The sequence below is a fragment of the Curtanaerobium respiraculi genome (assembly GCF_024609215.1).
GTDB classification, from domain to species: Bacteria; Actinomycetota; Coriobacteriia; order Coriobacteriales; family Eggerthellaceae; genus Curtanaerobium; species Curtanaerobium respiraculi.
On record NZ_JANIPD030000023.1, the window covers coordinates 79,210 to 93,392 of the forward strand.

Genomic DNA, 14,183 nt, shown 5'->3' on the forward strand with positions numbered 1-14,183 from the left:
CGGGTCGGACGGCGTGATGCATAGGAGCCTCCCAGGCCGAATCGACGGGTTCGGCCTGGGAGAAATTTACCTCTTGACAGGGTGCGGGGCATATGAGGGAACCGCTGATATATTCCGCCAGCCCGGGGACGGCGGAATCCATCAGCGCTTCCCTAGAACAAACCGCAGGTGAAGAGGTAGTTCAAGCTCTTCAGATTCAGGTTGAGCTGCGAGCGGAACCAGCTTTGGCAGAAATGCAGGACGCCAAAGCTGTCGGACAGAGACGGCTCGCCAGCTTCCACCTGGGAAAATGTGGAATGGAGGAACATATCCGATACGGTGATCGCGCGCGCCGGCACGCGCACATGGTCGATGGAGGAAGCGCAGTCCGGGCATACCGCCCCCCCGTCGGGAAACGAGAAATCGACCTCGGCGCCCCCCGTCGGATCGACGTGCGCGCCGCATCCCACGCATTCGGAAAAACTGGGGCGGAACCCCAGCAGCGAAACCAGCTTGACAAGGAAGGCAGCGGTGATGGCGGGAGCGATGGGAAGCTCGCACGCCCCCAACCGGTCGAGCGCCGCATCCGCCATGTCGAACAGGCGCGGAACCGGAAGATCCTCCTGCGATGCGCGAGCGAGCGATTCGAGCACGGGGGCCGCGGCCGACATGCGCGCGATATCCTCCCTAAGCGTCATATGGGCCGCCACCAGGCGCGCTTCGCTGATGATGTCGAGCTTCGGACGGGAAACGGCGAGCACGTCGCACACCGAGAACAGATCCATCCGCGCGGCGAACGTGTTCTTCGGCTTGCGCGCACCCTTCGCCACCGCCCGCAGCTGGGAGCCGTCCTCCCGCAGCAGGGTGAGGATCAGGTCGGCCTCGCCCAGGTTCGTCTTCTTCAGGACGAGCACGCGCGTGCGGTAGGTGGGGCTCGCCACCTACATGCCCTCCCCGTAGCCGAACCGCCGGATCTGGTTCAGGTCGCGGCGCCAGTTCTTGCGCACCTTCACATGCAGATCGAGGTAGACGCGCTCCCCCAGCAGCTGCTCCAGATCCGCACGCGCCTCCGAGCCGATCCGCTTCAGGGCGCCTCCGCCCTTGCCTATGATGATGCCCTTCTGGCTGTCGCGCTCCACGTATATCGTGGCGAAGATACGCTCCAGCTTCTTCTTCCGGTCGTACTCCATCTCATCGACGAGCACGCCGATGGCATGGGGGACCTCGTCGTGGAAACCGCGCAGTATCTTCTCGCGGATGAACTCCGCGACGACGACCTCGATCGGCTGGTCGGTCTCCATATCCGCTGGGAACCAGGCGGGTCCGGGGGGCAGCAGGGCGGCTGTGGCGTCCACGAACTCCCGGACTCCTTCGCCCGTGACCGATGACACGCACACCACCGCATCCCACGGGGCGGCATCGCCCGCGGCGCGCGCCTGCGCCTCTATCGCGCCGGCATCCACCAGGTCGGTCTTCGTGACCACGAGGATCTTCGGCGCATGCACCGCCGCCACATGCCCGACGACCCAGGCATCCCCCGTGCCGAACGGCTTGCTCGCGTCCAGCAAAAACGCCACGGCGTCGATGCCGTCGAGCGCCTGCATGGCGCTCTCGTTCAACTCCTCGCCGAGCGCGTCGTGCGGCTTGTGCAGCCCCGGCGTGTCCACCAGCACCAGCTGGTAATCGTCACGCGTGCACACGGCGCGGAAGCGATGGCGCGTGGTCTGCGCGGTGTCGCTGGTGATCGCCACCTTCTTGCCCATGATGGCGTTGATGAGCGTGCTCTTGCCCGCGTTCGGCCGCCCCACGAGCGTGACGAAGCCGGAACGGAACTCTTTATCTTCCATGGATCATCCTAACACGGCGAGGATACGGGGGAGGAACACGATGCACCCGACGGCCACCGACATGATAGAGAAAACCGAGACCGCGCCCGCCGCCATATCCTTGGCGCGCTCTGCGAGGGGGTTGATGCGGGGCTCGGCGAGATCGACGGCGTCCTCGATGGCGGAATTGATGCACTCGGCGCCGATAACGAGCCCGCAGCAGATCAGAACCGCGCACCACTCGGCGGCGTCGAGGCGTAGCGCGAGCCCCAAAACCACCACCAGCACCGCGACCGCCGTCTGCACGCGGATGTTGAAGCCGGTGCGATAGGCCGCGCGAATGCCCCGCCATGCGTAGCGGAAGGACGTGAGGAAGGGCGTTTTCCCGGAGCCGGGCTTCACGACCGGGATCTCCATTCGCCGAGCAGCGCCCGCTCCCGCGCCTCCATGGCCTCCGCCTCGTCCTCTTCGATATGATCGTAACCGCACAGGTGCAAAAGCCCGTGCGTCAGGAGCAGCTCGATCTCCTGCTGGAAGGTGTTGCCGTACCGCGGCGCCTGACGCTTGCACACGTCCACCGCGATGACGACGTCCCCCAGCTCGTAGGGGACCCCCTCCGGCGCGGCAGCGTCGAAATCGTCGTCGAGGTTGTCGCACTCGAAGCTGAGCACGTCGGTGGGCCCCCGCTTGCCGCGGTACCCCTCGTTGAGGCGCGCCATCTCGTCGTCGTCGACGAAGCTGATCGACACCTCGGTGTTCGCCGGCTTCCCCTCGGCGGCGATGACGAACTCCGCCAACCCTTCCACGGGGAGGGGCTCCACGTCGTCGCGGCCGTACTCGTAGTTGATGGTGATGTCCATGGATCGCCCTACTTCCTCCGCGCCTGCATGGGGCGCCGGGCGGTCTCGGCCTCGGCGCGGGAGTATGCCGCCACGATCTCAGCCACCAGGCTGTGCCGCACGACATCCCTTCCCTCAAGTTCGCAGAACGCGATATCCGGCACGCCCTCCACTATGGGACGCACCTGCTTAAGCCCCGACACGCCGCCCGGAAGGTCCAGCTGGGTGATGTCCCCGGTGATGACCATCTTACTGCCGAAACCGAGGCGGGTGAGGAACATCTTCATCTGCTCCGGCGTGGCGTTCTGCGCCTCGTCCAGGATGATGAACGCATCGGAGAGCGTGCGGCCGCGCATGAACGCGAGCGGTGCGATCTCGATCGTGCCGTCGTCGAGCAGGCGCTGCGCCGCGTCGCGGTCCATCATCTCGAAGAGCGCATCGTAGAGCGGCCTGATGTACGGGTCGATCTTCTCGAACAACGTACCGGGCAGGAAGCCCAGGCTCTCCCCCGCCTCCACGACGGGACGCGACAGAACCAGCCGCGACACCTCTTTGCGTTGGAGCGACGCCACCGCCATGGCCATCGCAAGATAGGTCTTGCCGGTGCCCGCCGGGCCTATGCTGAAGGTGATCGTGTTGTTGCGGATAGCATCGACGTAATGCTTCTGGCCGGCGGTCTTGGGGCGCACGGCTCTCCCACGGTGCGAGATGATCACGTCCTCGCGCAGGGACCGGGGGGAGAACTCACCCGTTTTAAGCAGCTCGATGGCGCGCTTGACATACGGCTCGTCGGGGGTGCCTCCCCCCTGCACCATTTTGAACAGGTCCGAGAAGAGCGAGGCGGCCGAATCGACCTCGATCGCATCCCCCGAGATGCTCACCTCGTCGCCGCGCACGGTGATGGAGGCGCGGTACGCTTGCTGTATCAGGCGCAGCATGCCGTCGGACGGACCGACGACGGCCGCCATGTCCACGTTGCGCGGGGCGGTCAGCTTGATATGGGCGGAATTCGTCATAGGCAGAAGATACCATCCTTATCCAAAGATGTTAAGGTCGCGCTCACCAGTGAGCCCGTCTGCAGATCCCCGGTGCGGACCGGGAAATACGACTCGCTCGTCCCGCGGCCGTCCGCCTCCACCAGCACGCGCTCGCGCGTTCCCACCCGCTGCAGGGAGCAGTCACGGCGCAATTCGGCTGCGAGCGACTGCAGGACGCGCGCACGGCGCGCGATCGCCTCGGGGGGGACCTGGTCCGCTCGCGCGGCGGCGGGCGTCCCCTCCCGCTTGCTGTACCGGAAGACATGGATCTTGCTAAATCGGCAGGCGCGCGCGACTTCGAGCGTCCGCTCGAAGTCCTCGTCGGTCTCGCCCGGGAATCCGACGATGATGTCGGTGGAGAGGCTCATGCTCGGAACGCGGTCGTAGAGCCGCCGCGCGATGGAGCAGAACTCCTCCGCGGAATACGGCCGCGCCATGTCGCGGAGCACGCGCGTGCTCCCCGCCTGCAGGGGCAGGTGGAGATGCCGGCAGACCATCCCCTCCTCCCTCGCGAGGAGCTCGACCAGGGCGTCGTCGACGTTCCTCGGCTCGACGCTGGATATGCGCACGCGGGCCTCGGGGCAGCCGAGGCGGATCTTTCGCACCAAGTCCGCCAGGCCGATCCCATCCGAGGCGTATGCCCCCAAATTGATGCCCGTGAGCACGAGCTCGCGCGCCCCGGCATCCACGTGGGCGCGCGCCGTGGCAAGGACGTCGTCGACCGGCAGGCTCGCCTCGCGACCGCGGGCGGTGTGGACGATGCAGTACGTGCACGCGTGGTTGCATCCATCCTGCACCTTGATGCCGACCCGCGTGGGGAACCCCCCGCCGAAGCGCACGACGGGCGCCTGCGCAACGCCGGCGATCTCGGGGCAGGGCGCCTCCGACACACCGGCGCCGTCGGCGAAGAGCGCTTCGCACACGTCGACGACCTGCGCCTTCCCCACAACCTGCACCCGCGGGCTCATGGAGGCGAACGCCTCCGCATCGATGGCGGCGGCGCAGCCCGTGACGAGCACCGTCGCATCCGCATGCGCACGGAGGACGCCGCGCACCGCTTTGCGCGTCTTCTTCTCCGCCTCACCGGTGACGGTGCAGGTGTTGACGACCACGACCTGCGGATCCGACGCGTCGTGGATGGAGCCGGCAGCCAGCAGCTTCGCGGCGATGCCATCGATCTCCACGCGGTTGACCTTGCAGCCCAGATTCACGACGTCGAATCTCATTGCAGGCCGCCCAACTCGTAGAGGACCAGCGCGGGCGCGACGATGCCGGCGGTCTCCGTGCGCAGTATGCTGCGCCCCAGCGTGACCGTGCATGCCCGTGGATTGCACGCGAGGAACGCATCGACCTCGCTTTCGGAAAGGCCGCCCTCGGGCCCCACGACGACGGCGACCCGCGCATCCTCCGCCGGAATGCGCAACTGCTCGAGCGATGCCCGCACCGCCCGCCCGATCGCGCCCGCGCGCGCCTCCTCCCAGCAGACGAGGACGCATGTCGCGCCGGATAGGAGGGCCGCGGCATCGCCGGCCGTCATGATGCCGGCCACCTCGGGGATGGCCGGCTGCCCGGACTGCATGGCCGCGCTCTTCGCGATGGCGCGCCACCGCTCGAGCCGCTTGGCGGCCCGCTTTTCATCGAGCCTCACCACGCTGCGCTCGCAGGCGAGGGGGATGAATGCGGAAACGCCCAGCTCCGTGGCGTGGCGGATGACCGAATCCATCTTGTCGCCCTTCGTCACCCCCTGCAAGAGAATCACGCTCGCCCCGTCCGCGGCGGCCCCCTCGTGGGCGGCTATGCGCACGGCCATGCCGCCGGCATCGACCTCGACCACTTCGCATTCGAAGTAGTCGCGCGCCGCGTCCACCACCGCGATATGCTCGCCGGGCGCAAGCCGCAGCGCGCGCGCGTGCCTGGTGTCCTCGGCGCTCAAACGCAGGGGAAACGTCGGCGCAACCTCGGCACCGAGCACCTGGCCGTCCAAGAAGAATCGGGGAAGGCTCATGGGCTATCCGGCGAAGGAGTCTTTGATCTTCTGAAACGTCGAGCGCTCCTCGGAGTAACTCTGGCCCATCTCCCGGGCGAGCTCCTCGAGCAGCTCGCGCTCGCGTTTGGAGAGCTTCTTCGGAACCGTCACGCTCACGTGGACGAACAGGTCGCCGCGGAGGTCGCTCCTGAAGCGGGGCATGCCGAAGCCGCGCGTGCGCACCACCTGGTCGTTCTGGCAGCCGGCGGGGATCTGCACCTTCACCTTCTCGCCGTCGAAGATGCCGCCGACCTCGATCTCGGCGCCCAGGCACGCCTGGACGATCGACACGTCCACGCGGGTGTGGAGGTTATCCCCGTCGCGCTGGAAATACTCGTGCGGCATAACGCGCACCGTGACGATCAGATCGCCTGCCGCCGAGCCCTGCATGCCCGCCTCGCCGAAGCCGGCGAGGCGCAGCTGTTGGCCGTCGCGAATGCCGACCGGAACCTCCACCGACACCTGGGTGCGGTCGGGCACGCGGCCCTGGCCCTCGCATTCGGGGCAGGGATTCTCGACCGTGTGCCCGGTGCCGTGGCAGCGGGGGCAGGTCGTCGCCGTCTGCATATCGCCCATGAATGTGTGCTGCACGGTCACCACGCGCCCCTGCCCATGGCACTCGGGGCAGGTGACAACCTTGCCGCTCTCGCCCAGGCCGCTGCCTCCGCATTCGGGGCAGGGAGCAAGCCTGTCGTATGCGATCTCCTTCTTGACGCCCTTGGCGACCTCTTCCAGCGTCACGCGCAGGCCGACGCCCATGTCGCGCCCCTCGCGGCGGGCGCGGCCGCCGCCGGCCGCCGCGCCTCCGAAGAAGCTGCTGAACAGGTCGCCCATGCCGAACCCTCCGAATATGTCGTCGAAGTCGACGTAGGGCTGACCGCCGCCGGACGCGCCGGGGATCGTCCCGAACCGGTCGTACTGGGCGCGCTTGTTGGCATCGGAAAGGACGTCGTAGGCCTCGTTGAGCTCCTTGAACTGCTCCTCGGCGTCCGCCGCCTTGTTAACGTCCGGATGAAGCTGGCGCGCTTTATGGCGAAACGCCTTCTTAATCTCATCGTCCGTGGCATTCCTGTCGACGCCGAGTACCTCGTAGAGATCTTTCGCCATGTCCTCCGATTGCCTCTCTCGTCTATTCGCCCAAAGCGGCCCGTGCGGCATGCACCGCGCGGATCACCTGCGCATAATCCATCCGGGTGGGGCCGATGATGGCCACCACGCCCTCTCCCGCGCCGCGGCCGTAGCGCCCTGCGACCACGCTGACCCCGGAGAGCTGCGACGATCGGTTCTCGTGCCCGATCCGCACGGTAGTCTTGTCCGGCGAGTCGGGGTGGAGGATCTGAAGCAGCACCGTGTCGTCCTCCAGGACCTCGAGCACGGGCATGAGCACCTCCGCCTGGGCGAACTCCGGCTGGCGCACCAGCGTGGAGAGCCCGAGCCGATGGCCCCGCGACCCGTCGCCGTCCTCCAAGCAGGCGAACACCTCGTCGCACAGCGTGCGAACCACCGGGTCGGCCAGGACGGCGGCCGCCTCATCGTCGAACTCGGCGCGAATCTGCCCCAGGCACTTCCCCGCGAGCAGACGGTTGAGCAGCGTCTGCGCGGCGGCGAGGTCGTCCGCGGAAACCTCGTGGGCGAAATCGACCTGCCGATTGAGCACCTGGCCGTCCTCCGTGATCACGACCACGAGCACGCGATGCGCGGAAAAGGAGACGAAGGTGATCTGCCGGACGTTCAACGATAGGGCGCTGGGGGGAAGCACGATGGAAAGGCAGTGCGTGAGCCGCGAGAGGGCCTCCGTCGTGCGATTCTCCAGCTCGTCGAGCTCGGAAGCGCTCTGCCGCAGGCGCTCGACCGCCTTGCTGGTCTCCTCGTCGAGCCGCTCATCCGTCAGCTCGTTCTCCAGCAGGTCGTCGACGAAGCTGCGGTACCCCGCGTCGGTGGGGATGCGCCCCGCCGAGGTGTGCGGCTGCGCGATGTAGCCCTCACCCTCGAGCGCGGAGAGCTCGTTGCGCACGGTCGCGCTGGATACGCCCAAGTTGTAGCGTTCCACGAGGGTACGGCTGCCGACGGGGAGGGCATGCGAGACGTACTCCTCGATGAGGGCGGCAAGCACTCTCTGCCGTCTATCTGAAAGCATTCGTCCCCTTCCGCGCGCGGGTTCCATTAGGTCAACTCAAGCATTTTAGCAATCGCGGAACCCGAGTGCTGAAACGACACCAAGCCGTCATTATGCTGCGGAAAGCGGCTGCGGAAAGCGTGCCCCCACCGCTCAAAAAGAGAGAAGCCGCATGGGCTTCCCTCTTCCTTGATATGCGGAACGGATCCGTGCGGATTCGCTGCTGCGCTTATTCAGCGGCTTCCTCGGAGGTTTCGGCTGCCTCGGCTGCGGCTGCGGCTGCTTCCTCGGCCTTGCGCTTCTCGGCAGAGGCCTGCGCCTTCTGATCCTCCTTGCGGTTGGCCTCCTTCGCCTTCGCCTTCTCGGCGTAGGCGGCGGCGCGCTCGGCCTTGCGGGCGGCCTTCTTGGTGCCGCCCTTTGCAACGGGCTGCTTCTTCTCGGGAGCCTTGTACGCGGCGATCTCCTCCGGCGTGGCAATGCGGTTGGCCAGCTTCATGACGCCGCTCTTGCGGTTGGCGGCCTGGTTCTTGTGAATGACGCCCTTGCTGGCAGCCTTGTCCAGCAGACGGCTCGCCTTATGTGCGGCAGCGACGGCTTCCGCCCCGTTGCCCGCCTCCGCGGCTTCGCGGACAGCGCGCACCGCGGTGTGCAGTTCGCTCTTGTAGGCGCGGTTGCGCTTGCGTGCCTTCTCGTTCGTGAGAATGCGCTTCTTCTGGCTCTTGATATTCGCCACGTTCGTCCTCCGTTGTACTTATACTCTGCGTTCCGTGAAAGAAACCCGGAAAGCGTACCACAATGCTTCGCATAAGGGTACACGTTCGCACGGTAAAATATCCACCTTCCCCACATCGGGTAAAGCGGACGTGGGGATATGGTACCGGAGGGAGGGAAAGCCATGAAGAAAGCAGACGGCGAATCCACAATTTACCGGCAAGCCGACCTACCCCGACCCACCAGTCGACGCCCATCGACGCCCATGGTTGGTTGCGAATCTAACCCCCGGCGTCCCGTTTAAAAATTCAACCTGCCGAGTTTCCAGACGGCCTCCCCCACTCGCGGTTCTGTCGGTTTGGAGCAGGCAGGGCCATTTGATGCGCAGCGCGATGCGGTACGGTACACTTGTGCCCATGACTACAGACGCATCGCACATCCGCAATTTCAGCATCATCGCGCACATCGACCACGGCAAGTCAACCATCTCCGACCGCGTGTTGGAGATGACCGGCACCGTGGCGCACCGCGACATGCAAGCCCAGCTGCTCGACAGCATGGAGATCGAGCGCGAGCGCGGCATCACCATCAAGAGCCAGGCCGTGCGCGTGGATTACGCCGCCGATGACGGCGAGGTGTACCATTTCAACCTCATCGACACGCCGGGCCACGTGGACTTCACCTACGAGGTGAGCCGCAGCCTGGCCGCCTGCGAGGGCGCCGTGCTGGTGGTCGACGCCACCCAGGGCGTGGAGGCCCAAACCGTCGCCAACGCCATGATGGCCATGAACGCGAACCTGGAGATCATCCCGCTGATCAACAAGATCGACCTACCCAGCGCCGAGCCGGAGCGCGTTCGCGCCGAGATCGAGGACGCCCTCGCCATCCCGGCCGACGAGGCGGTGCTGGCGAGCGGCAAGACGGGCGAGGGCATCCACGACCTGCTCGAATCGATCGTGTACACCATCCCCGCCCCCACGGGCGATGCCGCAGCGCCCCTGAAGGCGCTCATCTTCGACTCGTACTTCGACCCGTACCGCGGCGTCGTGGCGCTGGTGCGCGTATACGACGGCTGCATGCGCAAGGGCGCGAGGATCCGCCTCATGGCAACCGACGAGGAGACGCTCGTGGAGGACGTGGGCGTGCGCCGTCCCGCCGAGATATCCACCGGCGAACTGGGCGTCGGCGAGGTCGGCTACCTGGTCACCGGGCTGAAGGACCCGAGCGCCGTGAAGGTGGGCGACACGATCACGCTGGCCGAGGGCGGGGTCGCCGAACCTCTGCCGGGATACCGCGAGGCGAAGCCCATGGTGTTCGCCGGGCTGTTCCCCATCGAATCGGACCAGTACCCCGCCCTGCGCGATGCGCTTGAGAAGCTCACGCTGAACGACCCCGCGCTCGTGTTCGAGCCCGAGACGAGCCATGCGCTGAGCTTCGGCTTCCGCGTGGGCTTCTTGGGCCTGCTGCATATGGAGGTGGTGAAGGAGCGGCTCGAGCGCGAATTCGGGCTGGACCTCCTGGCCACCGCCCCCAGCGTGGAATACCGCGTGCACCTCAAGGGCGGCGAGGTGTCGAGCATCCGCTCCCCACAGGACATGCCCGACCCCAGCGCCATCGACCGCATCGAGGAACCCTACCTGAAGGCGCGCATCCTGGTGCCCCCCGATTTCGTGGGCGCCGTCATGGACCTGACGGTCGCGCGGCGCGGCACCTTCGTGACGATGAACTACCTCTCGCAGACCACGGTGGAGGAGATCTGGGAGCTGCCGCTGTCGGAGCTGATCCTGGATTACTTCGACCGCCTGAAGAGCAGCACCAAAGGATACGCCTCCCTCGATTACGAATTCGACGGTTACAAACCGAGCGAGCTGGTCAAACTCGATATCCTGCTCTCCGGCAAGCCCATCGACGCGCTCAGCTTCATCGTGCACAAGGACAAGGCCTACGACCGCGGCAACGTATTATGCAAGAAGCTGAAGGAGATCATCCCCCGCCAGCTGTTCGAGGTGCCCATCCAGGCCGCCGTGGGCAGCCGCGTGCTCGCGCGCACCAACGTCAAGGCGAAGCGGAAGGACGTGCTCGCCAAATGCTACGGCGGCGATATCAGCCGCAAGCGCAAACTGCTGGAAAAGCAGAGGCAGGGCAAGAAGCGCATGAAGAGCATCGGAAACGTGGAGGTCCCCCAGGAGGCTTTCATGGCGATTCTGAAGGTGGATGAGTAGATGGGCAGGCGCGCGGAATACGATTGGCTCGACGATCCGTTCGACGAGAAGAAGAGCGCGCAGCTGGGCGGCGGCATGAGCGGCGGGAGCAAGGCCGCCGTCGGCATCGGGTGCACCGTCGCCGTCGCTGTGCTTCTGGTGCTGTTCGCGATGCTGCTGGGCAGCATCGGCGACCTGCTCACCTCGCTCTCGTAGGGGCCCGCCTTGACGGGGTACCGGGAATTCCTCCGAAGCCATCCGGCGATCCTCGCGCCCATGGCCGGCGTGACCGACGTCGTGTTCAGGCAGCTGTGCGTCGAGCAGGGAGCTTCGCTCACGTTCACCGAGATGGTGTCCGCGAAGGGGCTGTCGTATCGCAACGTGCGGACCGGCGACCTGCTGGAGGTCGCGCCCAACGAGCATGCCGTGGGCGTCCAGCTGTTCGGCCACGAGCCCGCCGTGATGGCGCAGGAGGCGCAGCACGTCGCTCGGATCCTGGGCGATCGGCTGGCGGTCATCGACATCAACATGGGCTGTCCGGCCCGGAAGATCGTTTCGAAGGGCGACGGCGCCTCGCTCATGCAGCGGCCCGCGGAGGCGCGGGAGATCATCCGCGCGGTGGCTTCGTCCGTTCGCGTGCCCGTAACGGTGAAGTTCCGGCGCGGCTTCGAATGCGGCAACGAAACCTCCGCGGCATTCGCGGCGATGGCGCAGGAGGCCGGCGCCTCCGGCGTCACCGTGCACGGCCGGTTCGCGCAGCAGATGTACCGGGGGACAGCCGATTGGGAGGCCATCGCCCGCGTCGTGCGCGCGGTCGATATCCCCGTCGTGGGCAACGGCGACGTCGCAAGCGCGCGCGATGCGGTCTCGATGCGCCGGCGGACGGGATGCGACGCGGTGATGGTCGCCCGCGCCGCGGAGGGCAACCCCTGGTTGTTCGCCCAGATCTCGGCCGCGCTGGCGGGGGAGCCGGTACCTGCGGGCCCGACGTTCGAGGAGCGCATCGCGACCATGCGCCGCCACGCCCGCCTGCTCGCCGCCCGGGATGCGCGCACCTTGGTGCGGATGAGGAAGCATGCGGGCTGGTACGTGAAGGGGTTCCCCGGCGCCTCGGCGGCGCGGGGGGCGCTCAACACCGCGACGACGCTCGCCGATTTCGAGGCGATTTTCGACGAGCTCCTTTCGAAAGGCGGGCCAAATGCATGATCCGTACAAAGCGCTCTACATCCACGTGCCGTTCTGCAAGCAGCGATGCCGATATTGCGACTTCGCCACGCAGGCCGCGCCCGCCGGATCCCCCCTTTTCGACGAATACACCGCGCGCATGCTCATGGATATCCGCAAGGCGAGCCGCGACGGGATGCTGGGAAGCATCGAGACCGTCTACATCGGCGGCGGCACACCCAGCTACCTGGGCCACGCCCGCCTGACCGAGATCCTCTACATGCTCAGCCTCTCCATGCGCCTGACCACCGACGTGGAATGCAGCATGGAGGCGAACCCCGAAAGCCTGACCGACCGCATGGTGAAGGACATCTTCGCCCTGGGGGTGAATAGGCTCTCGATCGGCGTGCAGAGCTTCGATGACGAGGTGCTGGGAAAGCTCGGGCGCATCCATGATGCCGCCGCCGCGCGGCGTGCGGTGGAGACCGCGCACGAGCGCTTCGACAACGTGAGCGTCGATTTGATGTGCGGGGTTCCCGGGCAAACCCGCGAGAGCTTCCGATCGAGCGTGCGCCAGGCAATCGATCTGGACGTTTCGCATGTGTCCGTCTATCCGCTCACCATCGAGCCGGGCACGCCCTTCTACGGGCTCGTCGCGAAAGGGCGGATGGACGACATCGACCCGGATGCGCAGGCCCGGCAGATGGAGGATGCCGAATCGCTCCTGCGGGAGGCCGGGTTCGAGCGCTACGAGGTGGCAAGCTACGCGAAGCCCGGGTTCGCCTGCCGCCACAACAAGGCCTACTGGACCGGCATTCCCTATCTGGGGCTGGGGCCTTCCGTGGTGACGATGACGCAGAACGCGGAGCGTCGCATGCGCAAGCAGGACGGGCAGGTCATCGACGATTTGGACGTCAAGCAGATGCGCGTGGAGGACATCATGCTCGGCATGCGGATGAGCGAGGGCGTTTCCGATGGGAAGGTCGCCTGGGCGGCCGAGGTCGCTCCCGAGCTCCCCTCCGTCCTCCGGCGCCTCGAGGAGAACGGCCTCGTGATGCGCGGACCGGGCCGCTGGATGCCGACGGAGCGAGGCTGGATCTGCGGCAACGACCTCTACGAACCCATCTTCGAGCTGGCTCCCTAGCACTGATGAATTCCGCCTTGGCCGGGGACGGCGGGCTGAGCGCCGGAGCGGCGGAAGGCAAGCGGGCGCAGGCGTGCTCGAACGGGGATCGAGCCGCTCCGGCGCCAGCATGCCGTTCTCGGGCTGGCGGAATTCGCCAGTGCTTCCCTAGCCGGGTCCCGCCGGCTCAGCGCCTCGCAATCGCCTGGAGCCACCAAGCTTGGAACGCGCCTTCGGGGTCGGCCCCGCTCTTCATGGCCATCTCCGCGTCCCGTGCCGACACGAGCGCCCGATGCAGCTCGTCGGCGGTGAACCCGCGCGCCCACATCATGTGGTTCCTCACACGCCAGGAGGGCTGATGCAGCACGCTCGCCAAGTCGGCCTGGCGCCCCCGCTCTGCCAAACTGCGGGCGATCATGAGCTCGCGGACGCGCGTGACGCACATGCCGAGCAGGGCGAAGGGGCTTGTGCCGCCCAGACGCGACCTGATGTAGAGGCACTTCTGCACGTTGCGCTGCGAGAACGCGTCGGTGAAATCCCATGGCTTCCGCTCCGCCGTCGCCGCGACCTGGGCGACGACCTCGCTCTCGTTGACGGCATCCGACCCGGTGTGCGCAAGCGCGAGCTTCCCCAACTGGGCCTCCAGGGCGACCGTGTTCTCCCCCACGCGATCGACCAGGGCCTCGGCGGCCGCGGGCGTGAGCGTGATGCCCTTGCCCGTCGCCATGGCGCGCACCTGGGCGGGAAGGTCCTTCCGCTTGGGAAGCGCGCAATCGATCACCGCGCTTTTCCCCAACGCGGCGACCGCCTTGTACAGCCGCGAGTTCTTCTGGAGGCTTGGCGACACCAGGCAGAGCACGGTCGTGGGCGATGGAGATTCCAGGTACGCGACGATGGGCTCGCGATCGGCGGTGGAGAGCCTGTCGCAATCGTCCACCTGCACCAACCGCACGGGACTCGCGAAGGGGAGCGTGTTGCAGGCGACGACGATCGCCTCCCCCGAGGCGGTGGCCCCGTCGAACGTCTCGGAATTGAAATCGAGATTCCCCTCGCGCGCGATGCGCTGGCGGAGCCGCTTGACGACGACCTCGCGTTTGAGATCGTCCGATCCCATGGCGAGGTAGGCGGGAAGGAGGGGGTGTTGATCGTTCCGGTCCATGG

The 14,183-nt window shown here is 66.7% G+C and carries 15 protein-coding genes; 4 read left to right on the plus strand and 11 right to left on the minus strand.

Annotation, left to right across the window (positions count from 1 at the left end; all coding sequences use genetic code 11):
- Positions 1 to 152: 152 nt before the first annotated feature.
- From recO to rpsT, 10 genes are all read right to left on the minus strand, one after another.
- Positions 153 to 920, minus strand: coding sequence for a DNA repair protein RecO (recO, locus tag NOV21_RS06845; protein ID WP_283170427.1), 768 nt, complete (start codon positions 918 to 920; stop codon positions 153 to 155).
- Positions 921 to 1,826: a GTPase Era gene (gene era / locus NOV21_RS06850; RefSeq protein WP_283170426.1), complete on the minus strand. Its 906-nt coding sequence runs from the start codon at positions 1,824 to 1,826 to the stop codon at positions 921 to 923. It abuts the gene before it with no gap.
- Between the two features lie 3 nt (positions 1,827 to 1,829).
- Positions 1,830 to 2,207: a diacylglycerol kinase gene (locus NOV21_RS06855; protein ID WP_283170425.1), complete on the minus strand. Its 378-nt coding sequence runs from the start codon at positions 2,205 to 2,207 to the stop codon at positions 1,830 to 1,832.
- On the minus strand, positions 2,204 to 2,665 hold the full coding sequence (gene ybeY, locus NOV21_RS06860; protein ID WP_283170424.1) for an rRNA maturation RNase YbeY: 462 nt from the start codon (positions 2,663 to 2,665) through the stop codon (positions 2,204 to 2,206). Before ybeY ends, NOV21_RS06855 begins: the two co-directional genes overlap by 4 nt.
- Before the next feature lie 8 nt (positions 2,666 to 2,673).
- Entirely contained in the window at positions 2,674 to 3,660 is a 987-nt protein-coding gene (locus tag NOV21_RS06865; protein WP_283170423.1) for a PhoH family protein, read from the minus strand.
- Positions 3,657 to 4,907 carry a MiaB/RimO family radical SAM methylthiotransferase gene (locus tag NOV21_RS06870; RefSeq protein WP_283170422.1) on the minus strand — a complete coding sequence of 417 codons (1,251 nt, stop codon included), beginning with the start codon at positions 4,905 to 4,907 and terminating at the stop codon, positions 3,657 to 3,659. Before NOV21_RS06870 ends, NOV21_RS06865 begins: the two co-directional genes overlap by 4 nt.
- Entirely contained in the window at positions 4,904 to 5,686 is a 783-nt protein-coding gene (locus NOV21_RS06875; RefSeq protein WP_283170421.1) for an RsmE family RNA methyltransferase, read from the minus strand. The genes NOV21_RS06870 and NOV21_RS06875 overlap by 4 nt, the downstream gene beginning before the upstream one ends.
- Before the next feature lie 3 nt (positions 5,687 to 5,689).
- The gene (gene dnaJ / locus NOV21_RS06880) at positions 5,690 to 6,814 is read right to left on the minus strand and encodes a molecular chaperone DnaJ (protein WP_283170420.1); all 1,125 of its coding nucleotides are present in this window, start codon (positions 6,812 to 6,814) and stop codon (positions 5,690 to 5,692) included.
- Positions 6,815 to 6,836: 22 nt separating this feature from the next.
- Positions 6,837 to 7,844 carry a heat-inducible transcriptional repressor HrcA gene (hrcA, locus tag NOV21_RS06885; protein WP_283170419.1) on the minus strand — a complete coding sequence of 336 codons (1,008 nt, stop codon included), beginning with the start codon at positions 7,842 to 7,844 and terminating at the stop codon, positions 6,837 to 6,839.
- A gap of 208 nt (positions 7,845 to 8,052) precedes the next feature.
- Positions 8,053 to 8,556 (minus strand): 30S ribosomal protein S20, encoded by a 504-nt coding sequence (gene rpsT / locus NOV21_RS06890; protein ID WP_283170418.1) that lies wholly within the window; start codon positions 8,554 to 8,556, stop codon positions 8,053 to 8,055.
- Between the two features lie 394 nt (positions 8,557 to 8,950).
- On the opposite strand from rpsT, the gene lepA reads away from it, so the two are divergent.
- The 4 genes from lepA to hemW are packed head-to-tail and all read left to right on the plus strand — an operon-like array spanning position 8,951 to position 13,043.
- A complete protein-coding gene (gene lepA / locus NOV21_RS06895; RefSeq protein WP_283170417.1) occupies positions 8,951 to 10,756 on the plus strand; it encodes a translation elongation factor 4 in 1,806 nt (601 codons plus the stop codon).
- Complete coding sequence (locus NOV21_RS06900) at positions 10,757 to 10,951, plus strand: hypothetical protein (RefSeq protein ID WP_283170416.1); 195 nt, start codon at positions 10,757 to 10,759, stop codon at positions 10,949 to 10,951.
- A gap of 9 nt (positions 10,952 to 10,960) precedes the next feature.
- Positions 10,961 to 11,941, plus strand: coding sequence for a tRNA dihydrouridine synthase DusB (gene dusB / locus NOV21_RS06905; protein ID WP_283170415.1), 981 nt, complete (start codon positions 10,961 to 10,963; stop codon positions 11,939 to 11,941).
- Positions 11,934 to 13,043, plus strand: a complete 1,110-nt coding sequence (gene hemW / locus NOV21_RS06910; protein ID WP_283170414.1) for a radical SAM family heme chaperone HemW — start codon at positions 11,934 to 11,936, stop codon at positions 13,041 to 13,043. Before dusB ends, hemW begins: the two co-directional genes overlap by 8 nt.
- A 166-nt stretch (positions 13,044 to 13,209) precedes the next feature.
- On the opposite strand, the gene holA is transcribed toward hemW, so the two are convergent.
- Complete coding sequence (gene holA / locus NOV21_RS06915) at positions 13,210 to 14,181, minus strand: DNA polymerase III subunit delta (protein ID WP_283170413.1); 972 nt, start codon at positions 14,179 to 14,181, stop codon at positions 13,210 to 13,212.
- Positions 14,182 to 14,183: the final 2 nt, after the last annotated feature.